Consider the following 22,334-nt stretch of genomic DNA (forward strand, 5'->3'; position numbering starts at 1 on the left):
GATGCCGGAAAGCCGTCCGTTGCGCACCAACGACCCCCGCGAGGTGGGCGGATTCCGGCTCACGGCCAGGATCGGCGAGGGCGCCCAGGGCACCGTCTACCTGGGCGAGTCGGACGAGACCGGGCAGCGCGTCGCCGTGAAGCTGCTGCACGCCGACTTCGGCCGCGACCCGCGGGCCCGCACCGCGTTCGAGCGGGAGCTCGCCGCCGCCCGGCGCGTCGCCCCGTTCTGCACCGCGCGCGTCCTCGCCGCCACCGCCGACGACGACCTCCCGCACATCATCACCGAGTACGTCGACGGCCCGTCGCTGAAGGACCTGATCGCCGAGCGCGGCGCCGCGTCCCCCGACGAGCAGGTCCGGCTGGCGATCGGCACCGCGACCGCGCTGGCCGCGATCCACGAGGCGGGCGTCGTCCACCGCGACTTCAAGCCGGCCAACGTGCTGCTCGGCCCGGACGGCCCGAAGGTCATCGACTTCGGCATCGCGCGGCCGCTCGACGCCACGTCCGCCACCATGACCGGCGCCGTCGGCACGCCCGCCTACATGGCGCCCGAGCAGGTGTCGGGCTCGTCCGGCGGCGCGCCGGTGGACATGTTCGCGTGGGCCTGCACGATGGCGTTCGCCGCCAACGGGGTGCCGCCGTTCGGCAGCGACTCCGTCCCGGCGATCATGCAGCGCATCCTGTACGGGGAGCCGGAGCTCGGCGCGCTGACCGGGCGGCTGCGCGAGCTGGCGGCGTCCTGCCTGGCCAAGGACCCGGCGGACCGGCTCACCGCCACGCAGGTGCTCCAGCGGCTCCTCGGCATCGGACCGGACGCGAACCTCCTCGCCGAGGGCACCTCCGCCGCCACCCGCCCGACCGGCGCCGCCCCGAGCGCACCTCCGCCGCCCGCCACTCCGTGGACGCCGCCCACCGCTCCCGCGCCGCCCTTCGGCGGGGGCACGGCTCCCGGTGCGGGCCCCGTCGGGCTGCCGCCCGGGTTCCCCGCCGCAGGGACGACGCGTCCGGCGGAAGGACGGAGCAAGCGTCCGCTGCTGGTCGCCGGTGCGGCGGCCGGTGTGCTGCTGGTGGTGGGCGGGCTCACCACCGCGATCCTGCTGAACGGCGACGACGATCCCGGCGCGAAGAACACCGGCGCCCCCAACAGCGGCGAGCCGGTCGCGCAGACGACGCCGGCCGGAGCCAAATGCAACTACCCGCCCTCGTCCAGCAGCCAGGTCAAGTTCGTCGGGACACCCCCGGTCAGCCCGTCCCGACTACCCACCAAGGCCACCATCAAGACCAACGTGGGCGTCCTGGAACTGGAACTGGACCCGGCGGCCCCCTGCACGGTGAACTCGCTGGCGTTTCTCGTGAAACAGAACTTCTACAAGGGCACGTCGTGCCACCGCCTGACCACGAGCCCGAGCCTGAAGGTCCTGCAATGCGGTGACCCGAACGGGACCGGAGCCGGAGGCGCGTCGTACGTGTTCGCCAACGAGAACACGTCCGCGCCCTACAACAGAGGCACCGTGGCCATGGCCAACGCGGGCCCCGGCACCAACAGCAGCCAGTTCTTCATCCTCTACGGGGACGCACCGGCCATCGAGCACTCCTATTCGGTCTTCGGGCAGGTCACCTCCGGCCTGAACGTGCTCGACCGGGTCGCCGAGAAGGGCACGGCGAGCGGTGAGGACGACGGCCCGCCCCGGCAGAAGGTCACGATCAACGAGTTCACCACCTCCGCGGCGTAGCGCGCCCGCTTCTCATGGGTTCTCGTATTCGGCGCTTCTGCGTCTCCTGACCTATCACCCGTCGTACCGGTCGGCTTTAATGCGATCGACTCGCCCCGGCGAGCGCATACCTGAACACCGGAGGACGGGGATCCGCAGTGGAGGACCTGCGACCTGAAGACCCTCGCACGGTCGGCCGATACGCGCTGTCGGCCCGGCTGGGCGCGGGCGGGATGGGGCAGGTGTTCCTCGGCTCGTCACCGGGCGGGCGCCCCGTGGCGGTCAAGCTCGTCCATCCGGGGCTGGCCTCCGACGCCGAGTTCCGGCGGCGCTTCAAACGCGAGGTCGAGGCGGCGCGCCAGGTCGGCGGCTTCCACACCGCGCCGGTCGTGGACGCGGATCTGGACGCCCCCGTTCCGTGGCTGGTCACGGCCTATGTCCCCGGGCCGTCGCTCGCCGCCGCCGTCGCCGAGCACGGGCCGCTCCCGCTGGAGTCGGCGCTCGTGCTGGGCGCCGGGCTGGCGGAGGCTCTGGAGGCCATCCACGAGGCAGGCGTCGTGCACCGCGACCTCAAGCCCTCGAACGTCCTGCTCGCCGCGGACGGCCCGCGCGTCATCGACTTCGGCATCGCGCGCGCCGTGGACGCGTCCGGCGTCACCGCGCACGCCGGGACGCCCGGCTTCATGGCGCCCGAACTGCTGTCCGAGGGGTCGGTCACGCCCGCCTGCGACGTCTTCGCCCTCGGCGCCGTCCTCGCGCACGTCATGGGTGTGCGGCCCTTCGGCGAAGGACCGTCGGAGGCCCTGGTCTACCGGGTCGTCCACAAGGAACCTCAGCTGGACGGCCTGCCCGATCCGATCCGGGGAATCGTCGCGAGCTGCCTCGCCAAGGACCCGGCGGCGCGTCCGAAGCCGCCGGAACTGCTGGGGGCGCTGTCCCCGGCCGGCCGGACCGGTGCCTGGCTTCCGCAGCCCGTCCAGGAGATGCTGACCCGCTATCCCACCACCGGGACCGGCCCCGGGGCCGGAACCAATCCCGGAGCCGGGCTCGGTTGGACGGCCGTCGCCCCTGAGACCCGCGGCTCCGACTCCCCTCTTCAGTCCGGCCCACATGCCGCCACGCGGCTTCCGCCCGTACTGTTCAAGGGCAGGAGGACGCCCGTCGCGCTGGCGCTCGTGGGGCATTCCCTTCGCTTCCTGCTCGGCCTCGTTCTCGGCCTCTTGGCCTTGAAAGGCGTGGTCAGCATGGCGGCATCCGACGGTGACGCCTTCCTCACGCTGATCCTCGCGGTGCTCTTCGTGATGGCGATCGCGCTCGTCCGTGTTCCCGTGATCTGGCTCGTCCCGCTCATCAGGGACCTGCTGACCCCGTGCGACCTGGAGGTCAGCCACAACGGCATCCAGGTCCGGTTCGCCGGCCGGCTCGTCCGCTACCCGTGGCACGGGATCGGCCGCGTGGTGGTCCGCCGCGCGGAATCGCCCGCCGGATGGTCGCTCTGCGTATCCCCCGCGGTCGGCACCGGCCAGCCGCCGCCCAGGGGGCCGCGCACGATGCTGTGCTACCTGGAGAGGAAGACGGGCTGGATCGTCGTCATGCCCGTCCACCGGATCAAGGGCTCCCGGCGCGAGCTCGAAGGCGTCCTCATGCGGTATGCGGGCCCGCGCTGGGGCGGCAACGGCTGACCCCGGGCCGGGGGCGGCCTCCCCGAGGCCGCCCCCCGACTGGAATGATCGCGGCATGGATTCGCTGGACGAGGTGCGGGCCCGGATCGACGGCATCGACGGCGAGCTCGTCCGCCTGCTGGCCGAGCGGCAGGGCCTGGTGCGCGCCGCCGCCGCCTTCAAGACCGACGAGCGGGCCGTCCGCGCGCCGGACCGCGTGGAGCGGGTCGTCGCGCTGGCGCGGCGGCGGGCGGCGGACGCGGGCCTCGCGCCCGAGGTCGCGGAGGCCGTCTGGCGGGCGATGATCGCCGCGTTCATCGACCTGGAGCTGGCGGAGCACGCCGCTCAGCGCCCGAGCTGACCCGAGAGCCGCGCCGCGACCGGTCCCGTCCGGCGGCGGTAGTAGTGGACGGTCAGCACCGCCAGCAGCGGCCCCCAGGCGAGGAAGGGCGCGTAGGCGAGCGTCATCACGGCCCCGGCGAAGCCGTGCGGGCTGCCGCTGTCGGACATCGCGTCCGTCCAGCCGGAGGCGCCCACCAGGCCCAGGGCCGTGACCGCAGCCGCCCCGAGCGACGCCGCGCCCACGGCGAACGGCACGGGCACGCGCCGCCCGCCGACGAGCGGGAACCAGCGCGGGAACACCTCGCCCCAGGGCCGGACCAGCCCGAACGCGAGCAGCGCGAAGAGCTCCGAGAGGATGCTCAGCGAGAAGACGTACGGGGTGCCGATCGGATGCGGGAAGTCGGTCATCTCGCCGCCCTCGGCGAACCCCATCGGCACGCCGAGGCCGAGGGCGATCCGCCACAGCCCGGACGGCAGGACGGTGAGCGGGATGAGGTGGGCGACCCGGTCGGCCCACGCGGGCACCGGACGGGCGGTGGCGGTCATGAAGTCCTCCTTTGATCGGCAGGACTTCATGCTCGTCGGGGCCGCTCCTCCGCCACGTCCCCCGCGAGAACCGTGATCTTCCCCCGCCCGGGGGAAACGGACCGCCCGGCGGGGAAGCGGACCCTGCGGCCGCTACGCGTTCGCGCGCTCGGCGCCGAGGACGCCCAGGGGGTCGGCCAGCAGCGCCGCGAAGCCCAGTTCGGCGGCGCCCGCCAGCGTCGCGTCGTAGCCGAGGGCGGCGGTGCGGAGCGCGACGCGCTCCCGCGACACCGGCAGGCCGCTCGTCCGGACGCGGGCCCGGACCCGCGGCGCCGCGCCCCGGTAGATCTCGCTCAGCATGCCGCCGAAGACGACGACGCCGGGATTGAACAGGTTGATCAGGTTGACGACGCCGATGCCGAGCCAGCCGCCGACCCGGTCCAGGGCCTCGCGGGCCGCCGGGTCCCCCTGCTCGGCCGCCGCGACGACCGCGCGCACGCCGTCCCGGCCGAGCGGCCCGCCGGCGCGTCCGGCGGCCTCCAGCAGCGCCGGTTCGCCGACCTCCGCCTCCAGGCAGCCGCGCGAACCGCAGTTGCAGGGCCGCCCGTCGTACGGGTTGACGATCATGTGGCCGAGTTCGGCGGCGTAGCCCTCGTCGCCGTCCAGCAGCCGGCCGCCGACGATGATGCCGCCGCCCACCCCGACGTCCCCGTGCAGGTAGACGAGGTTGCGGCTGCCGACGCCCGCGCCGCGCACGTACTCGGCCAGCGCGCCGAGGTGGGCCTCGTTGCCGACCACCACGGGCAGCCCGAGCCCCAGCCGGCGGCCGAGTTCCGGGCCGACGTCGAGGTCGGTCCAGCCCATGGTGGGCGCCAGCCGCACCTTGCCGTCGACGGCCCTGATCATGCCGCAGTACGACACGCCGACGCCGACGCACTCGGCTCCGCCGGGCGCGGCGGCCACGAGGGCGTCGCCGAACCCGGCGAGGGCGCCGACCACCTCGTCGAGGTCGTCCTGGCCGCGGCGGCGCGGCGCCTCCCGGCGCTCCAGCAGCGTCCCGCCGAGGCCGACCCTGGCGGCGACGAGCCGGTCCACGGCGACGTCGAAGGCCAGCACGTACGCCCGCGCGCTCTGCGCGCGGACGACCAGCGACGGCCGGCCCGCGCGGCCCGTCGCCGCCGCGGGCTCCTCCCGCACCAGCCCCGTGGCGGCCAGCTTCGCGATCAGCGTGAGGATCGTGCTCCGGTTGACGCCCATCCGCTCGGCCAGCTCGGTGCGCGACACCGCCCCGTCCCGGTGCACCTCCCGCAGCACGGCGCCGGCGTTGCGCCGCCGCGTCGGCTGCGCCGCCTGCCGCGCGGGGCCGGTGACACCCGACAGGAGAGAGGAGGACATGGCGCCCACGCTACCCAAGGAGCGTCCCCGGCCCTATCGCGGCGGGATGAGAACCGGGTTCCCCGGGCGTTGGAGAAGAGAGCGAGCATCGCCCCCTGACCAGGAAGGACATTGACCGATGGCCCTGAAGCGACCGTCCTTCCTGCCGTCGCTGGACGAACTCGAACGGCAGGCCGAGGCACGCTCGGCCGACCGCGGCCGCCCCGGCTCCCACTTCGACCACCCGACGGCGAAGAACGTCTTCATCGCCGTCCTGATCATCACCGTGCTCGCCCACGTCGTCGGCGGCATCGTCTTCGTCCTCCTCGGCCACTGACCCGTCGGCAAAAACGGGATGCGGCCGGCTGCGCGGACCCGCCATCGTGAGGGGATGCTGGTCGACCATTTCCCGCTGCTCGGGCTCCGGTTGCGGACACCGCGGCTCGAACTGCGGCTGCCGTCCCCGGAGGAACTCGGCGCGCTGGCGGACGTCGCGGCGGAAGGCGTCCACGCACCGGACACGATGCCGTTCATGGTCCCGTGGACGGACCGGGCGCCCGCCGAGATCGCCCGGGGCGTCGTCCAGCACCACTGGGAGACGCTCGGACGCTGGTCGCCCGGGAACTGGCAGCTCAACCTCAGCGTCTTCCACGCCGGTGAGATCGTCGGCCAGCAGGATCTCAGGGCCCGCGACCTGGCCGTCCTGCGCCAGGTGCACAGCGGCTCGTGGCTCGGCATGCGGCACCACGGGCAGGGAATCGGCACGGAGATGAGAGCCGCCGTCCTGCATCTGGCCTTCGCCGGGCTCGGCGCCGACGAGGCCCTTTCCAGCGCCTTCGCCGACAGCCACGCGTCGCGCGCGGTATCGCGCAAGCTCGGCTATACCGACAACGGCATCGGGCGCCAGGTCATTCGCGGCGCGGCGGCCATCGAGCACCACGTGCGCCTCACCCGCGCGGGCTGGGAGAAGCACGCCACCGTTCCCGTCACCGTCGAGGGCCTCGCCCCCTGCCTTCCCATGTTCGGAGTCACCGACCGATGAACCCTCCGATGAACCGCACCTTCGAAGAGCTCTTGGACGAAGCCGAATCGGCACCCGTCGAAGGCTGGGACTTCTCCTGGTTCGAGGGCCGCGCCACCGAGCAGCGCCCCTCCTGGGGCTACCAGCGCCTCATGAGCGAGCGCCTGGCCCGCGCCGCCGCCGCGCTCGACATCGAGACCGGCGGCGGGGAGGTGCTGGCGGGTGCCGACTCGTTCCCGCCGACCATGGCCGCCACCGAGTCCTGGCCGCCGAACCTCGCCAAGGCCACCCGCCTCCTGCATCCCCGGGGCGCGGTCGTGGTCGCCGACACCGGAGCCCTGCCGTTCGCGGACGAGGCGTTCGACCTCGTCGTGAGCCGCCACCCCGCCGCGGTCCGGTGGCCGGAGATCGCCCGCGTCCTCGCCCCCGGCGGGACGTACTTCGCGCAGCACGTGGGCCCCGCGAGCGTCTTCGAGCTCACGGAGTACTTCCTCGGCCCGCAGCCGGAGGCGCGCCGCGCGCGCCATCCCGACGTCGAGAGCGCCGACGCCCGCGCCGCCGGGCTCGACATCGCCGACCTGCGGCACGAGCGCCTCCGGATGGAGTTCTCCGACATCGGCGCGGTCGTCCACTTCCTGCGCAAGGTCGTCTGGATCGTCCCCGGCTTCAGCGTCGCCGGGCACCGCGACCGCCTCCGCGCCCTGGACGACCGGATCCGCCGCGACGGGCCCTTCGTCGCCCACTCGTCCCGCGTCCTCATCGAGGCGCGCAAACCCGGCTGACCCGGCCGGCGGGACTGTCGGAGGGCCGTGCGATTCTCTGATCCCGCTGGTCACGCCGAGCATGGGGGCCGCTCATGATGCACTTCCAGGACGCCGCCGAATGGGACGCGTGGCTGGCCGCGCACCACGACACCGAGGACGGCGTCTGGTTGAAGATCGCGAAGAAGAACGCGCCCGTCGACTCGCTGAGGATCGGTGACGCGCTGGACGTCGCGCTCTGCCATGGCTGGATCGACAGCCAGCGCAAGGGCCTCGACGAGCATTTCTTCCTGCAGCGCTACTCGCGGCGCCGCGCGGGCAGCCCGTGGTCGCGGGCCAACGCGGAGCGGGCGGAGGCCCTGATCGCGGACGGCCGGATGCGCCCGGCGGGCCTGGCGGAGATCGACGCCGCCCGCGCGGACGGCCGCTGGACGGCGGCCTACGCCGGCCAGCGCGACGCCGCCGTCCCGCCCGACCTGGCCGCCGCGCTCGCCGAAAACCCCGAGGCCGCCGCCCGCTTCGAGAAGCTCGGCAAGACCGACCGCTACCTGCTCATGCTCCCGCTCCTGAAGGCCCGCACCCCGGCCGGGCGCACGGCCCGCCTGAACAAGGCGATCGAGTCCCTGCTGGAGGGCTGACCGCGCGGCCGTTCCTCCCTACTGGCCCGCTGCCGGAAGGGTCAGGCGGACAGGCGGTACGTCGTGCCGCTGCTGCTCTGCACCCAGGCGTCGGGCAGCGCGGCGGCCAGGGCGTGCTGAGCGCGCCAGCCGGTGCAGTGCCCCGGGACGACGAGGGTCGGCGCGAGGTCGGTCAGCGCGGCGACGGTCGGCGGGATGACCGGTTCGAAGGCCGGGCCGCCGAGATGCAGGCCGCCGACGAGCGCGTGCAGCCGGTCCACGCCGGTCAGCCGCCGCGCGTGCCGGACGATGTTGACCGCGCCCGCGTGCCCGCAGCCCGTCAGCACGACCAGGCCCCGGTCGCGGACGTGCACGACGAGCGCCTGGTCGTCGGTCACCAGCGGGTCGTGCACCCAGCCGGACCCGGTCCACGCCTGGTGCGGCGGGGGCATGCCGCGCTCGAACTCGGTGGTGCGGTCGACCTCGCCGGTGATCAGCACGCTGCCGTCCAGTAGGAGCGAGGGCTCGCGGCGCTCGATGACCTCGAAGCCCTCCCCGGCCAGGGCGCGGGGGCTCAGCGTCGGCAGCTCCTCCGGCTCGCGGCCGGGCACCGCGAGGCGCCGCCGCGTCCAGGCGAGGGGGTGCACCACCATCGGCAGCGACCGGACGCCGCGCCTGCCCGCCAGCCCGGCGAGGCCGCCGGCGTGGTCGAAATGTCCGTGGCTGAGCACGACGGCCTGGATGCCGCCGAGGTCGAGGCCGAGCCGGTCGGCGTTGGTGACCATCGCGTCGGGCGACAGGCCGGTGTCGAACAGCAGGGTGGTGGAGCGATCGCCTCGGCGCACCGTGACCAGCGCGGAGAAGCCGTGCTCGGCGACCATCCCGGCGAAGGTCCGGCCTTCCTCGAACTGCGGCGCCGTCACCGCGCCCGCGCCGGACCCCGCTCGCCGGGTGCGCTCACCGCCGGTCAGCAGGGCGTCGTAGACGTTGTCCACCAGGGTGACGATCTCGACCTCGTCGACCGGCTCCAGCGCGATCGGATCGACCGCCGCGCCCGTCGCCGGACGCGGCATGGACGCCAGCGCCTCGGCCTGACCGCCACCTGTCTCGCACATGTTCGCAAGCCTAACCGCGGCGCTCCGCCGCGCTCTCCCCTGCGGCGAACCGCTGCCGGTACGCGGACGGGCTGAGGCCGGTGCGGCGGCGCAGCTGGGCGCGCAGGTTGGCGGCGGTGCCGAGGCCGCTCGCGCGTGCCACCGCGTCCAGCCGGGCCTCGCCGCGCTCGATGATCCGGCAGGCCAGCTCGACGCGCTCGGCGGTGAGCCAGCCGAGCGGGGTGGTCCCGAGTTCGGCCTGGAAGCGGCGGTGCAGCGTGGCCGGGCTGACGGCGGCGCGGGCCGCGAGGGCGGGCACGGTCAGCGGCTCGTCCAGGCGCTCCCGCGCCCAGTCGAGCAGGGCCGCGAGCGAGGCGTCCGGGATCTGCGGCATCGGGCGCTCGATGAACTGCCGCTGGCCGCCGTCGCGGTGCACGGCGAACACCAGCCGGCGGCCGACCGCGTTCGCGATCTCCGCGCCGTGGTCGCGGCGGACGAGATGCAGGCCGAGGTCGAGCGCGGCGGCGCTTCCGGCGGAGGTCAGGACGTCGCCGTCGTCGACGAACAGCACGTCCGGTTCCAGGTGGACGCGGGGGAAGCGCGCCCGGAACGTCTCGGCCCAACGCCAGTGCATGGTCGCGCGGCGGCCGTCGAGGACGCCCGCCGCCGCCAGCGTGAACGCGCCGGTGCAGAGGCCGACCAGCCGGGCGCCGCGCGCGGCGGCGGCCCGGACGGCGGCCAGGACCTCGGGTGCGGGGTCCTCGTCCGGGTCCGGGCGGTTCGGCACGATCACCGTGTCCGCACGTTCGACGGCGGACAGGTCGGCGATGCCGGACATGGTGAACAGCCCCGCGTGCATGACGGCCTCGCCGCCCGCGGCGCAGAGCGCGAAGTCGTACCAGGGGCGGTCCAGCTCAGGGCGGCGCAGGCCGAACAGCTCGGTGGCCACGCCCATCTCGAACGGGTTGGAGCCGGTGTCGACGATCATCACCACGCGGTGCGAGAATCCTTGCGCCATAGGCGATTTCTAGCACTCACGGCGGTGTGCCGCGTCCCAGCAGGGTGGTGAGGTGAACAGCGAACCCATCGAACTCGCGGCGGCGCTGGCCTCCTTCACCGAGCTGTGGAGCCCGCGCATCGTCGCCAGTGTGAACGACTATGACGTCCGCGTCGCCAAGGTCGAGGGCGACCACGTCTGGCACGCCCATGACGACACCGACGAGTTCTTCCTCGTCCTTGACGGCGAACTCACCATCGCCCTGCGCGACGCACCTGACGGCGGCGAACGGACAGTCGCTCTCCCCAAGGGAGCGGTGTTCGTCGTCCCGCGCGGCGTGGAGCACAAGCCGTCCGCGCCCGGCGGCGCCTCGATCCTGTTGTTCGAGCCGACCGGCACCCTGAGCGTGGGCGACCGCCACGAGTCCGTGCCCGAGTCGGTGGACGCCACCACGGGCCACCCGCTGAAGCGCGCGTGAGGCCGCGGCCCTAGAGCGTCACCGTGGCCGCGAGGCCGTAGTGGTCGGAGAGGTGGGCGGTGGTGCCGTCGGGGAGGCGGACCACGTCGGTGAACACCAGACGGGCCTCCGCCTCCAGGCCCGGCCTGTGGAGGAACTGGTCGATCGCCCCGATGTCGGCGCACTCGGGGCGGTAGGTGGGCTCGGTGCGTCCGGCGAGGGCGTCCCGGAGGCCGGCGGCGGACGCGAACTCCGTGAGATAGCGCGAGTCGCGGGGCACGTTGAAGTCGCCCATGGCGATCAGCGGTTCCGCCGGGTCGATCCTTTTGATGGCGGCGGCGAGCCGCGCCAGTTCGGACTGCTCCACCTTCGTATAGGCATTGGACGGCGACCAGTCCATGTCCATGTTCGCGGAAAGGTGCGTGTTCACCGCCGTCAGCCAGCCGCCCGCCAGCCGTATGCGGGTGAACAGCGCGCCTTTGTTGAGCAGCCATTCCGGACGGGCCGGGCCGGCGAGCGCGAAAGGATGGAAGTGGCTCTTCACTATCGGCCACCGGGAGAGCGTGACCAGGCCACCGCGGACGAGCGGGAATCCGCCGGCCCGCGCCATGTACGGGAAGGACGGCGTCTCGCTGCAAAACCGCGCCAGGACCGGCGGCGATATCACTTCCTGCAGGCAGACGATGTCGTAGTCCGATTCGTCGACGAGCCGGGCCAGCGCGTCCATGCGGGCCCGGACACGGCCCCGGAACAGCGTGTTGAAGGTGAGGACGCGGATGCGCCGCGCGTCGTCCGGCATCGCCATACCGCCACCCTACGCCGTGCCCGCGCCGCCGGGTCGCCGAGCCCGCCCGCGCCCCGCCCCTGCCCCGCCCGCGCTCAGGCGCGCTCCGGCGGCGGGCCGATTTAATCAGGGAAATGCGTATTTTGCGTAATTTGTCGCTAGCCAGATGCCGCAGTGGACTATCCCGTTCGCGTTGAAGCCCGCCGGGCGCTGGTCCATGATGGAGGGTGCCGCACGTTTGCCCACCCGAACCCGCGACATCGAAAGCGCCTCTTGATGCACCCCAATCCCCTCCATGGCGAACAATCCTGCTCGATGCCGCACTGTGGTCGCCTGTCGTGTTTCCACGTCCGGCTGGAGGCGGCCGCCCGGACGGAGGCCGGACGCGATTCCTGCGGCGCCCATCTCGCCGAAGTCGTGCAGGAATTGGCGCTGCGCGCCCGCGAGCGGCGCAAACAGCCGGCCCGTGTCGTCGTGTACGCCACGGGCGACCGCCGGCGGACGAATGAGCCCGGTCCTTTCGACCGGCTCGCGCTCGGCACGATCCCGGTGTGAACCCCGGCCGCCGCCGGCCATTGCCCGGAGCCGCCCGGCTTCCGATACTGGGCGGGCAATGCCGAACGGCGCCGGACGGAAAGAGGTCGGCATGGGTTTCCAGCTTGGCTTGTTCTCCCCCAACACCGAATCGGGACTGGCGATCACGAAGGCTCCGGAAAGGTGGCACGCGACCTGGGAGAACAATCTGCGGCTCGCCCGGATCGCGGACGAGAGCGGCATCGACTTCCTGCTCCCCGTCGCCCGCTGGACCGACTGGGGCCCGGGCACCGACTTCCACCGGAGCGCGCTCGATCCGCTCGTATGGGCGTCCGGGCTCCTCGCCAGCACCACGCGGCTCCGGGTGTTCAGCACCGTCCACACCGCGTTCCACCATCCCGTGGTCGCCGCCAAGCAGCTCGCGACCGCCGACCACCTCAGCCAGGGCCGGATCGGGCTGAACATCGTCGCGGGCTGGCACGCCCCCGAGTACGAGATGTTCGGCCTCACGCTGCCCGACGACCACGACACCCGGTACGCGCTGGCCCAGGAGTGGTGGGACGTCGTCAAGCGCATCTGGTCGACCGACGAGCCGTTCGACCACGACGGGCGGTTCTTCCAGCTCCAGCACGTCGTCGGGCGCCCCAAGCCGTTCAACGGGCACAGCCTGCCGGTCATCAACGCGGGGTCGTCCAGGCAGGGGCGCTCGTTCGCCGCGCGCAACGCCGACCGGGCGTTCACCGTCGTCGCCGGGCCCGAGGACGGCGCGGAGATCGTGAAGGCCATCCGCGCGGAGGCCGCGTCCCACGGCCGGACGGTCGGCCTCTTCACGCTCGGGCACGTCGTGTGCCGGCCGTCCAGGACCGAGGCGGAGGACTTCCTGCGCTACTACGCCGACGAGCAGGCCGACTGGCCCGCCGTGGACGAGGTGATGCGGCTGCAGGGCCTGCACGCGCAGTCGTTCACGCCGGAGATGCTCCAGATCTACCGGGACAGGTTCGCCGCCGGCCACGGCAGCTGCCCCATCGTCGGCGACCCCGACGACGTGGCGGACGGCCTCGCGGAGTTCGCGCGTGCGGGCTTTGACGGTATCGCTCTGTCGTTCCTCAATTACGCTGATGAACTGGGCTACTTCGCCGCCGAGGTCATGCCTCGGCTGCGGGCCCGTGGTGTCCTGTCCATCGACCGTCCGGAAGCGGCTCCCACCACACGACCATGACCCTCACCAGACCGTGACCCTCACACGCACATGACCCTCACACGCACATGACCCTTACCGATACCTCGCCGCCGCTGTCCGCGTACCAGCGGGTCGTCAGCTCGGACATCGACGTCCTGCACGACTCGGTCGAACCGTTCGCCGTGGGCCACGACCTCCAGGCCCGCGCATCGGACGACCCCCTGGACGGTGCCGTCAACGCCCTCGCCCTGGGCGCGGTCAACCTGGTCTGGGTGCGGTACGGGGGCGGCGGGGTCGTCGTCGACACGCCACCGACGGAAGGGCACTTCGCCATGTGCGCGCCCATGGCACCCATGGGCGTCGAGTACCGGTCCACGCACAACAACGACATCGCCGGCGGAAGCCTGGTGCTGTCCCATGACGAGGCGATGCGGATGACGCCGCATCCGGCGCTGGGCTGCCTCGTCATCGCCACGAGCACCGGGCGGCTCGCCGACCACCTCGCCTGCCACCTCGGGCGCGACTACACCGCGCCGCTGCGCTTCCACCGGGTCGGCAGGCCCGCGATCGCGCCCGCGTCGATCGTGGAGCGCACCTGGCGGCACGTGTGCGACGTCCTCGACCACGCGACGGGCCGGGGCGGGCTGCACCCGCTGGCGGCGCGCACCCTGGAGGAGTCGCTGCTCACCGCCCTCCTGCTCGGCCTGCCGCACACGGCCACCGAGTGCCTCGCCGAGCCGCCCGCGCGGTCCCCGCACCATCTCGCCGGCACCATCCGCGAATGGGTGGAGCACCACCACCACCGCCCCATCGGCGTCACCGACATCGCGGCGGCGGTGGGCATCAGCGTCCGCCAACTCCAAGCCATCTGCCAAGACCAGTGGGGCCTCACCCCCACCCAGCTGTTGCGCGGGGTCAGGCTCGACCACGCGCGCGCGGCGCTCAGCGTGGCGCAGCGCGGCCCCGGCACCGTCACGGACGTCGCCAAAGCCGCCGGGTACTTCCACATGAGCCGGTTCGCCGCCCACTACAGGCAGCGCTTCGGCGAGACCCCGACGCGCACCCTCAGGCGCATCGGCTGAGCACCCCTAGGGACCTCAGGGCGCCGGACGCGCCGAGAGCCCCGTGCAGCCGCGCAGCCCGTTCCACCGCTTGAGTTCCGTCCGCGCGGCGGCGCCCTTCATCGGGATGGGGATGCCGCCGCTGATGAGGGCCGGGCTCCACTTGTCCTTGGTGACCTTGCCGTCCTGCACCTTCAGGAACAGCACACCGGACTTCGCCGTCTGGCCGTTGGCGGAGTAGAACACGAAGTTGCCCATGCCGTAGTGGACGTAGGCGTTGTCCATGTAGCCGCCGCCCAGCGGGATGTGCGCGTGGCCTCCCACGATGATGTCGGCACCGGCCTCGACGAGCTGCTGGGCGAGTTCCTTCTGGCGCGGCAGCGGGCACGGCTGGAGTTCGGCGCCCCAATGCAGGTGGACGATGACGACGTCCGACCCCTTGCGCGCCTCCTTCACCGCCTGGACCATCCGTGGGACGTTCTTGGCCGAGGCAAGACCGCCCTTGGCGTCAGTGGCCGTCCACGCCTGGATCAGGTTGTCGTCCAGCACCTGCGTGGCGCCGACGACGGCGAGCTTGTTGCCCTTCACCGTGACTCGGTACGGCTTGAAGGCGTCGTCCGCGTCCTTGCCGATGCCGACGACCGGGAAGCCCGTCCGCTTGGCGGCGGCCAGGGAGTCGCGCAGGCCGCCTTCCATGTAGTCCATGCCGTGGTTGTTGGCCATGGAGACGACGTCGACGCCGGCGGCCTTCAGCGCCTTGAACGCGGTCGCCGGGGCCCGGAAGGTGAACTGCTTGCCGGGCGCGGGCGTACCACCGGTCGTGATGGCCGTTTCGAGGTTGAGCATGGTGAAGTCGGCGGCGCGCAGCTGCTTGGCCACCGGGCCGAGCGCCGTGGACGGGTTGCCGAGCCGGGAACGGAGCTGCCCCTCGAAGTGGGTGTCGCCGCCGAACGCGATGATGATCGGCTCCTTCGCCGGCGCCGCGGGCTTGCTGGTCTTCCCGCCTCCGCCCGCACCGGACGTCGCGGCCGGCGGTGCCGCGCCCTCCGCCTCGGAGCCGCCCGAGCCGCCGCACGCCGCGCCGGTCATGGCCGTCCCGACCAGGACCGCGGCCACGGCCGCCTTCCCCCGCCTGCTCATCGCTTCGCCTCCGTCCGGCCCCAGTGGACCTCCTGGGTCGGCCAAGCATGCCACGAGCGGGCGGCCAAGCCCACCAAAGGCAAACCGATCATTATCTTGAACAGGTCGTGTCCGTAACGTTAGATTGAGCCGACCGCGACGCGGTCCCGCAGCCCGCCTCCAGAGGGACGGCACGGCCTCGAGCCGCCTCTCACCCCTGAAGCGGCCGGGTGGCCTCCCCCGCCCGGCCGCTTCCCTGCGTCCGCCCGGCGATCAGTCGCGCTCTTCGGATACCGCCTGGGCCCCGTTCAGAGTGCCGCCGAAGGCGCCGCTGACCGCCTGCAGAGCGGCCGTGACCTCGCTCGGGATGACCCAGAAGGTGTTGCCCTGGCCCTCGGCCAGCTTGGGGAGGGTCTGGAGGTACTGGTAGGCGAGGAGCTTCGGGTCGGGGTCGGCGGTGTGGATCGAGTTGAAGACCTGCTCGATCGCCGCGGACTGCCCCTCGGCCTCCAGGATCGCGGCCTGCCGGGCGCCCTCCGCCTTCAGGATCGTCGACTGCCGCTCGCCCTCCGCGGTGAGGATCGCCGACGCGCGGGCGCCCTCGGCGGTGAGGATCGCGGCGCGCTTCTCCCGCTCGGCGCGCATCTGCTTCTCCATCGCGTCCTTGATGGACGGCGGCGGCTCGATCGCCTTGATCTCCACGCGGGTCACCCGGATGCCCCATTTGCCGGACGCGTCGTCCAGCACGCCGCGCAGCGCCGTGTTGATCCGGTCGCGGGACGTCAGCGTGGCCTCCAGGTCGAGGGTGCCGATGACGTTGCGGAGGGTCGTCGCGGTGAGCTGCTCGATCGCCTTGATGTAGTTCACGATCTCGTAGTCGGCGGCGCGCGGGTCGGTGACCTGGAAGAACAGCACCGTGTCGATGTGCACGACGACGTTGTCCTCGGTGATGACGGGCTGCGCCTTGAACGAGACCACCTGCTCGCGCAGGTCGAGGAGGGGCTTCACCCGGTCCACGAACGGGACGACGAAGCTGATGCCGGGTTCCAGGGTGCGGTGGTAGCGGCCGAGGCGCTCGACGTTGCGGGCGCGGGCCTGCGGGATGATCCAGACCGCCCGCATCACCGCGGTGGCCAGGACGAACACCCCGGCGAGCACGACGACGAGCAGGGCGATGGCGATGTCGGTCATGGTGGCTCCTCGGCCGAGACCGGATACAGCAGGGCCGTGGCCCCTTCGATGGCGAGGACGTCGGCGGTCGCGCCGGCCGGGATGACGAGGTCGGGGTCGTAGGGGCGGGCCGTCCACTCCTCGCCGCCGATGCGGGCGCGCCCGCCGCGCCGGTTCACCTCGGTGAGCGTGTACGCCTCGCGGCCGACCAGCGCGGCGGTGCCGGAGCGCAGCGGCGGCGGCTGCCTGATGTGCCGGGTCGCGACGGGCCGGACGAAGGCGAGGCCCGCGACCGCCCCCACGCCGAACACGGCGGCCTGCGCGGCGAGCGGCAGGCCGAGCGCCCCGGTCAGCCCGGCGGCGAGCGCGGCGACGGCGAGGATTCCGAGGGCCAGCGTGAGGGTGAGCAGCTCGGCGATTCCGAGCAGCGCGGCGACCAGCAACCAGGCGACCCACGGATCCATAGCAGCTCCCTAGCGGCTGCCGAAAGTCCTCGTATTAAAAGTAACTCTCAAAACCGCGCTACGGCCATGCCTGCGGGGGCGGCCATGGCGCGGTACAGACCTACCGGTCATCATGGGGCAACGGTCCCGTTTGACAAGGAGTGTCTCGATGGGCGACCGCACGGCGTTCCGCACCTGTCCTCTTTGCGAAGCCCTGTGCGGGCTGGAACTGACCCTGGACGACACGGGAGCGGTGACCCGCGTACGCGGCGACGAGAAGGACCCGTTCAGCAAAGGCTTCATCTGCCCCAAGGGCGCGACCCTCGGCAGCCTGGACGGAGACCCCGACCGCCTTGCGGAACCCCTCGTCAACGGCGAGGCCACCGGATGGGACGAGGCGTTCGCGGCCGTCCGGCAAGGCTTGGCGGACGTCATCGAGCGGCACGGGCGCGACGCCGTCGCCGTCTACATCGGCAACCCGACCGCGCACTCCATCGCAGGACCGCTGTACGTCGCCGCCATCGTGAAGGCGCTCGGCACCAGGAACCTGTTCACGGCCAGCACCGCCGACCAGATGCCGAAGCACGTCGCGTGCGGGCACATGTTCGGCGACCCGCTGGCGATCCCCGTCCCCGACCTCGACCGCACCGACCACCTGCTCATGCTGGGCGCGAACCCGCTGGAGTCGAACGGGAGCCTGGCCTCGGCCCCCGACTTCCCCGGACGGCTCAAGTCGATCCAGGCGCGCGGGGGCAAGGTCACGGTCGTCGACCCGCGCCGCACGCGGACGGCCGCGCTCGCCGACGAGCACCTGTTCATCCGCCCGGGGACGGACGCGTTCTTCCTCATGGCGCTCGTCCACACCCTGTTCGCCGAGGACCTCGTCGCGTCCCCCGAGCACCTGGCCGGACGCGTCAACGGCCTGGACGACCTGCGCGCCCTCGCCGTCGACTTCGCGCCCGAGCGCGTCACGCCCCTCACGGGCATCCCGGCGGACGTGATCCGGCGAACGGCCCGCGAGCTGGCCGGAGCCGGCCGCGCCGCCGTCTACGGCCGCATCGGGACCTGCACGCAGGCGTACGGGACGCTCAACAGCTGGCTGGTGGACGCCCTGAACGTCCTCACCGGGAACCTCGACCGGGAGGGCGGCGCGATGTTCCCGCGTCCCGCCCACATGCCCGTGTACCGGCGCAAGAAGCCGTTCACGACCGGCCGGTGGCGCAGCCGCGCCCGCGCACTGCCGGAGGTCAACGGCGAGTTGCCGGTCGCCACGCTCGCGGACGAACTGGAGACCCCCGGCGAGGGCCAGGTCAAGGCGCTGGTCACGATCGGCGGGAACCCGGCGCTGTCGGCCCCGAACGCCGCCCGGCTGGACCGCGCGCTCGCCGGGCTGGAGTTCATGGTGAGCGTCGACCCGTACCTGAACGAGACGACCCGGCACGCGCACGTGGTCCTGCCGCCGCCGCGCCCGGCGCAGACGCCGCACTACGACATCGCGCTGACGGGGCTCGCCGTCCGCGACTACGCGCGCTACTCGCCGCCCGTCGTCCCGCTGCCGGTCGGGCGCCCCAGCGAGGCCGTGCTCCTCGCGCGGCTCGCGATGGCCGCGTCCGGCACGGACGGCGACCCCGCCGCCCTCGACGAGATGATCATCAAGTCGACGCTGGCGAAGGCCACCGCGCTCAAGGGCTCCCCCGTGCACGGCCGCGAACCGGACGAGCTGCGCAAGATGCTCGACGGCGGCACGTCCACGGAGCAGCGGCTGGACATGATGCTGCGCCTGGGCCCCTACGGCGACGCATTCGGCACCGACCCGTCCGGCCTCACCCTGACGAAGCTGCGCACGGACCACCCGCACGGCCTCGACCTAGGAGCGCTCAAGCCGCGCCTGGAGGAGGTGCTCTGCACGACGTCCGGACGGGTCGAGCTGTGCCCGTCCACGTTCGCCGCGGACGTCGACCGGCTGCACGCCGCTTTGAGCGCCCCGCAGAACGGCGGCACCGTACTGATCGGCCGCCGCCACCTGCGCTCCAACAACAGCTGGCTGCACAACGTCCCCGAACTGGTGCGCGGCTCCAACACCTGCACGCTCCAGCTCAACCCCGCTGATGCCGAACGTATAGGCGTCACTGCGGGCGACACCGTTCGCGTCGCCTCCCGCACGGGCACTGTGGAGGCCGTGGCAGAACCCACCGACACCGTCATGCCCGGCGTCGTCAGCCTGCCGCACGGATGGGGCCACGACCGCCCCGGGACGCGCACCGCCGTCGCGCGCGAGCACGCGGGCGTCAACGTCAACGCCGTCACCGACGAGCAGGAGATCGACCCCCTGTCGGGCAACGCGGTCTTCAACGGCGTCCCCGTCACACTGGAGGCGGTCTCGCCCGCACCGGTGCCCTGACCCCGTTGTTTAGCCCCTCCCGGCCGCAGGTAGGTATGACTGGCCGCAGGAGAACGCGGAAGACTAATGTCGCATCAGGCGTCTCATAGCCGCGGAGGAGGGACATGCACCGACGGGTGAACATATTCCGGCGCGGGTCCCGGCCGCAGGCGGCTCCGGGGTTCGCGGACGCCACCGAGGCACTGGAGCAGGCGAGCGGGTTGGACCGTACCATCCGGGTGCTGTCGACGGCCGTGCGGCGGACGCTGCGGCCCGGCCCCGCCAAGGACGCCCTGCACGGCGTCCCACTCGGCCAGCCCGCCCACCCGCCGCTCACCGACGTGCCCGTCGGCCTGTGGGTCTCCGCCGCCGTCCTCGACCTCATGCCGGGGACGCGCCGCGCCGCGCAGGCCCTCGTCGCCGCCGGCCTCGCCGGAGCCGTCCCGACCGTGCTCACCGGCATCGCCGACTGGGGCTCGCTGCACCGCGAGCAGCAGCGCGTCGGGCTCGTCCACGCCGCCGGGATGGCCACGACGAGCATGCTGTACTCGGCGTCGCTCATCGCCCGCCACCAGGGCCGGGACGGCGCCGGCCGGGCACTCGGCTTCGCCGGGCTGTCCACGCTCGTCGCGGGCGCCTACCTGGGCGGGCACCTGGCGTTCCGGCAGGCCGCCGGCGCCAGCCACGCCGACCAGGTCGCCCATCTCGTCCCGCTCGGCTGGCACGACCTGTGCGCCGCCGAGGAGCTGCCGGACGGCTGGCCCGTCACCCGCAGGCTCGGCTACATCCGGCTGTTCGTGCTGCGGACCGGCGACGAGGTCCACGTCCTCGCCGACCGCTGCAGCCACCTCGCCGGGCCGCTCCACCAGGGCCGCATCGTCACCGACGACGACGCCGACATCTGCGTCGTCTGCCCCTGGCACGGCAGCACGTTCCGCGTCGCGGACGGCTCGGTGGTGCACGGCCCCGCCACGGCCCGCCAGCCCGCCTTCGAGACCCGCGTCACCGAAGAGGGCATGCTCCAGGTACGGCCTGTCTAGAGCCCGCCTAAGCGGACTCGCCGCGCTCGGTACTGACGGGGTGCTCCACCAGGGCCAGCACCCGACTGGACATGAAGCGCGCCGTCCGGACGGGGGTTCCCGTCCGGGTGACCTCGGTGACCTCCACGACGCCGCGCCTGGTCGCGATCTCCACGCGGCGGCCGGCGCGGCTGGCCGTGACCTCGTACGTCCGCGTTCCGTCGCCCCCGGCGTCGACCACGATCTCGACCCTGTCGCCCTTCATCCGCGCGAACCTCCAGCAGTCGAACGTATATTCGACTTATACCCGGAATGCCGGTCAGCGAACCCCGTCCGAGCGCCGAAAAACGCTGGTCAGCCCAGCAGCAGGTTCACGATCGCCGCAACGCCCACGGCGACGATGACACCGCGCAGCACCAGCGGCGGTATCTTCCTGCCGACCCGTGCGCCGATCATGCCGCCGCAGGTCGAGCCCGCCGCGATCATCAGCACCGCCGACCAGCTGACCTTCGTGTCGGCGAACAGCCACATGAGCGTGAACAGGACGGCCGCGGTGCCGTTCACGACGGCCGACAGGACGTTCTTGCCCGCGTTGATGCGCTGCAGGTCGTCGTCCAGCATGATGCCGAGCAGGGCGATGAGGATGATGCCCTGAGCGGCGCCGAAGTAGCCTCCGTACATGCCCGCGAACAGCACGCCCGCCCACAGCACCGGCCCGCCGTGCGGATGGTGCTCGCCCTCCCGGCGGTGCATCATCCACCGCTGGAGCCGCGGCTGCACGACGACCAGCACCAGCGCGATGACGATCAGCGCGATGACGATGACGTTGAACGCCTCGGCGGGCAGGCCGAGCAGCAGCAGGCCGCCGATCACCGCGCCGATGAAGGACGCGCTGGCCAGCCGCACCAGCCGCCCGCGCTGGCCCTTCAACTCCTCGCGGTACCCGTAGGCACCGGTCACACCGCCGGGGACGAGCCCGATGTTGTTGGAGACGTTCGCCACGACGGGCGGGTAGCCGAGCGCGAGCAGCGTGGGGAAGGTGATGAGGGAGCCGGACCCGACGACCGTGTTGATGCTTCCGGCGGCCACCCCGGCCGCGAAGACGGCGACCGCGTCCAGCAGGTTCACGTGCGTCCCATCCCAGCGAGTTCACGACGGTGCGCACATCGTAGGGACACCGGTGCCCGGCACCGTCGATCGGGGGGTACTTCGGGCGGTTTCGCCCGATATCAGCGGAGCGAGCGGGCGTACCAGCGGCCGTTCTGCCGGTCGACCGTCAGCGGCAGCCCGAACGTGTTCGAGAGGTGCTCCGGGGTGAACACCTCGTCCACCTTGCCCTGCGCGACGACCTCGCCGCGGCGCAGCAGCAGCGCGTGCGTGAACCCCTCCGGGACCTCCTCCACATGGTGCGTGACCATCGCCATCGTGGGGGCGGCGGGGTCGCCGGCCAGCGCCGCGAGGCGGGCGACGAGGTCTTCCCTACCGCCGAGGTCGAGGCCCGCCGCGGGCTCGTCCAGGAGCAGAAGCTCGGGGTCGGGCATGAGGGCGCGGGCGATCTGCACGCGCTTGCGCTCGCCCTCCGACAGCGTGCTGAACGTCCGCCGGACGAGGTCGGCGCAGCCGAGCGCCTCCAGCAGCGCGACGGCGCGGCCCACGTCCGTCGTGTCGTACTCCTCGCGCCACCGGCCGATGATCGCGTACGAGGCGGTCAGCACCAGGTCGATGACCGTCTCCTCGGCCGGGACCTTCTCCGCGACGGACGAGCTGGCGAGGCCGATGCGGGGCCGCAGCTCGAACACGTCGGTGCGGCCGAGCTCCTCCTCCAGGATCTCGACTCCGCCCTCGGTGGGATGCAGCATCGCGGCGGCGACCTGGAGCAGCGTCGTCTTGCCGGCCCCGTTCGGACCCAGGACGACCCACCGGTCGCCCTCGTCCACCGTCCAGTTGACATCGCGCAGCAGGGTCGCCCCGCCGCGCCTGACCCCGACTCCGCGGAGCTGAAGCACCTCGCCGGCCATCGCGCGCCTTCGTCTCCCATCCGGTCGCCCGTGATCCTTCTCAGGAAAGAACCTATGCGATCC

The 22,334-nt window shown here is 72.8% G+C and carries 24 protein-coding genes; 12 read left to right on the plus strand and 12 right to left on the minus strand.

Annotation, left to right across the window (positions count from 1 at the left end):
• Position 1 precedes the first annotated feature (1 nt).
• The 3 genes from HUT06_RS42285 (at position 2) to HUT06_RS42295 (ending at position 3,736) form a co-directional block, all read left to right on the plus strand.
• A complete protein-coding gene (locus HUT06_RS42285) occupies positions 2-1,735 on the plus strand; it encodes a peptidylprolyl isomerase (RefSeq protein WP_176200826.1) in 1,734 nt (577 codons plus the stop codon).
• 137 nt (positions 1,736-1,872) lie between these two features.
• On the plus strand, positions 1,873-3,396 hold the full coding sequence (locus HUT06_RS44215; protein WP_254715686.1) for a serine/threonine-protein kinase: 1,524 nt from the start codon (positions 1,873-1,875) through the stop codon (positions 3,394-3,396).
• A 55-nt stretch (positions 3,397-3,451) separates the two neighbouring features.
• The gene (locus HUT06_RS42295) at positions 3,452-3,736 is read left to right on the plus strand and encodes a chorismate mutase (RefSeq protein WP_176200827.1); all 285 of its coding nucleotides are present in this window, start codon (positions 3,452-3,454) and stop codon (positions 3,734-3,736) included.
• Here the strand turns inward: HUT06_RS42295 and HUT06_RS42300 are convergent.
• Both HUT06_RS42300 and HUT06_RS42305 read right to left on the minus strand, forming a co-directional pair.
• The gene (locus HUT06_RS42300; protein WP_176200828.1) at positions 3,721-4,263 is read right to left on the minus strand and encodes a hypothetical protein; all 543 of its coding nucleotides are present in this window, start codon (positions 4,261-4,263) and stop codon (positions 3,721-3,723) included. The genes HUT06_RS42295 and HUT06_RS42300 overlap by 16 nt on opposite strands.
• Positions 4,264-4,395: 132 nt before the next feature.
• Positions 4,396-5,637, minus strand: a complete 1,242-nt coding sequence (locus HUT06_RS42305) for an ROK family transcriptional regulator (protein WP_176200829.1) — start codon at positions 5,635-5,637, stop codon at positions 4,396-4,398.
• Between the two features lie 118 nt (positions 5,638-5,755).
• Between HUT06_RS42305 and HUT06_RS42310 the strand changes: the two genes are divergently transcribed.
• From HUT06_RS42310 to HUT06_RS42325, 4 genes are all read left to right on the plus strand, one after another.
• A complete protein-coding gene (locus HUT06_RS42310) occupies positions 5,756-5,953 on the plus strand; it encodes a hypothetical protein (protein ID WP_176200830.1) in 198 nt (65 codons plus the stop codon).
• Positions 5,954-6,007: 54 nt separating this feature from the next.
• Entirely contained in the window at positions 6,008-6,658 is a 651-nt protein-coding gene (locus tag HUT06_RS42315) for a GNAT family N-acetyltransferase (protein WP_176200831.1), read from the plus strand.
• An 8-nt stretch (positions 6,659-6,666) separates the two neighbouring features.
• Entirely contained in the window at positions 6,667-7,419 is a 753-nt protein-coding gene (locus HUT06_RS42320; protein WP_176200832.1) for a class I SAM-dependent methyltransferase, read from the plus strand.
• 74 nt (positions 7,420-7,493) lie between these two features.
• Positions 7,494-8,036 carry a YdeI family protein gene (locus HUT06_RS42325; RefSeq protein ID WP_176200833.1) on the plus strand — a complete coding sequence of 181 codons (543 nt, stop codon included), beginning with the start codon at positions 7,494-7,496 and terminating at the stop codon, positions 8,034-8,036.
• A gap of 41 nt (positions 8,037-8,077) precedes the next feature.
• Here the strand turns inward: HUT06_RS42325 and HUT06_RS42330 are convergent, their stop codons facing one another.
• Positions 8,078-9,130, minus strand: a complete 1,053-nt coding sequence (locus tag HUT06_RS42330; protein WP_176200834.1) for an MBL fold metallo-hydrolase — start codon at positions 9,128-9,130, stop codon at positions 8,078-8,080.
• 10 nt (positions 9,131-9,140) lie between these two features.
• A complete protein-coding gene (locus tag HUT06_RS42335; protein ID WP_176200835.1) occupies positions 9,141-10,127 on the minus strand; it encodes a helix-turn-helix domain-containing protein in 987 nt (328 codons plus the stop codon).
• A 52-nt stretch (positions 10,128-10,179) separates the two neighbouring features.
• Here HUT06_RS42335 and HUT06_RS42340 point away from each other — a divergent pair, with 52 nt between their 5' ends.
• Positions 10,180-10,584, plus strand: a complete 405-nt coding sequence (locus HUT06_RS42340) for a cupin domain-containing protein (RefSeq protein WP_176200836.1) — start codon at positions 10,180-10,182, stop codon at positions 10,582-10,584.
• A gap of 10 nt (positions 10,585-10,594) precedes the next feature.
• Here the strand turns inward: HUT06_RS42340 and HUT06_RS42345 are convergent, their stop codons facing one another.
• Positions 10,595-11,368, minus strand: coding sequence for an endonuclease/exonuclease/phosphatase family protein (locus HUT06_RS42345; RefSeq protein ID WP_176200837.1), 774 nt, complete (start codon positions 11,366-11,368; stop codon positions 10,595-10,597).
• 105 nt (positions 11,369-11,473) lie between these two features.
• Positions 11,474-11,995 carry a hypothetical protein gene (locus tag HUT06_RS42350; RefSeq protein ID WP_176200838.1) on the minus strand — a complete coding sequence of 174 codons (522 nt, stop codon included), beginning with the start codon at positions 11,993-11,995 and terminating at the stop codon, positions 11,474-11,476.
• On the opposite strand from HUT06_RS42350, the gene HUT06_RS42355 reads away from it, so the two are divergent.
• Together HUT06_RS42355 and HUT06_RS42360 are read left to right on the plus strand one after the other, a co-directional pair.
• A complete protein-coding gene (locus tag HUT06_RS42355; RefSeq protein WP_176200839.1) occupies positions 11,994-13,100 on the plus strand; it encodes an LLM class flavin-dependent oxidoreductase in 1,107 nt (368 codons plus the stop codon). The two genes, HUT06_RS42350 and HUT06_RS42355, sit on opposite strands and share 2 nt — an antisense overlap.
• Positions 13,101-13,147: 47 nt before the next feature.
• Positions 13,148-14,143 carry a helix-turn-helix domain-containing protein gene (locus HUT06_RS42360; RefSeq protein WP_176200840.1) on the plus strand — a complete coding sequence of 332 codons (996 nt, stop codon included), beginning with the start codon at positions 13,148-13,150 and terminating at the stop codon, positions 14,141-14,143.
• Between the two features lie 15 nt (positions 14,144-14,158).
• On the opposite strand, the gene HUT06_RS42365 is transcribed toward HUT06_RS42360, so the two are convergent.
• From HUT06_RS42365 to HUT06_RS42375, 3 genes are all read right to left on the minus strand, one after another.
• Entirely contained in the window at positions 14,159-15,262 is a 1,104-nt protein-coding gene (locus HUT06_RS42365) for a CapA family protein (RefSeq protein ID WP_176200841.1), read from the minus strand.
• Positions 15,263-15,514: 252 nt separating this feature from the next.
• Entirely contained in the window at positions 15,515-16,432 is a 918-nt protein-coding gene (locus tag HUT06_RS42370; RefSeq protein ID WP_176200842.1) for an SPFH domain-containing protein, read from the minus strand.
• The gene (locus tag HUT06_RS42375) at positions 16,429-16,875 is read right to left on the minus strand and encodes an NfeD family protein (protein WP_176200843.1); all 447 of its coding nucleotides are present in this window, start codon (positions 16,873-16,875) and stop codon (positions 16,429-16,431) included. Before HUT06_RS42375 ends, HUT06_RS42370 begins: the two co-directional genes overlap by 4 nt.
• Before the next feature lie 148 nt (positions 16,876-17,023).
• On the opposite strand from HUT06_RS42375, the gene HUT06_RS42380 reads away from it, so the two are divergent.
• Entirely contained in the window at positions 17,024-19,255 is a 2,232-nt protein-coding gene (locus HUT06_RS42380; RefSeq protein WP_176200844.1) for a molybdopterin oxidoreductase family protein, read from the plus strand.
• A 104-nt stretch (positions 19,256-19,359) separates the two neighbouring features.
• Positions 19,360-20,274 (plus strand): Rieske (2Fe-2S) protein, encoded by a 915-nt coding sequence (locus HUT06_RS42385; protein WP_176200845.1) that lies wholly within the window; start codon positions 19,360-19,362, stop codon positions 20,272-20,274.
• A gap of 7 nt (positions 20,275-20,281) precedes the next feature.
• Here the strand turns inward: HUT06_RS42385 and HUT06_RS42390 are convergent, their stop codons facing one another.
• The 3 genes from HUT06_RS42390 to HUT06_RS42400 form a co-directional block, all read right to left on the minus strand.
• Positions 20,282-20,518, minus strand: coding sequence for a hypothetical protein (locus HUT06_RS42390; RefSeq protein WP_176200846.1), 237 nt, complete (start codon positions 20,516-20,518; stop codon positions 20,282-20,284).
• Positions 20,519-20,607: 89 nt separating this feature from the next.
• A complete protein-coding gene (locus HUT06_RS42395) occupies positions 20,608-21,381 on the minus strand; it encodes a sulfite exporter TauE/SafE family protein (RefSeq protein WP_176200847.1) in 774 nt (257 codons plus the stop codon).
• A gap of 101 nt (positions 21,382-21,482) precedes the next feature.
• Positions 21,483-22,271 (minus strand): ABC transporter ATP-binding protein, encoded by a 789-nt coding sequence (locus HUT06_RS42400; RefSeq protein ID WP_176200848.1) that lies wholly within the window; start codon positions 22,269-22,271, stop codon positions 21,483-21,485.
• Positions 22,272-22,334 lie beyond the last annotated feature (63 nt).

The sequence above is a fragment of the Actinomadura sp. NAK00032 genome (assembly GCF_013364275.1).
In the GTDB taxonomy this organism is placed as follows: Bacteria; Actinomycetota; Actinomycetes; order Streptosporangiales; family Streptosporangiaceae; genus Spirillospora.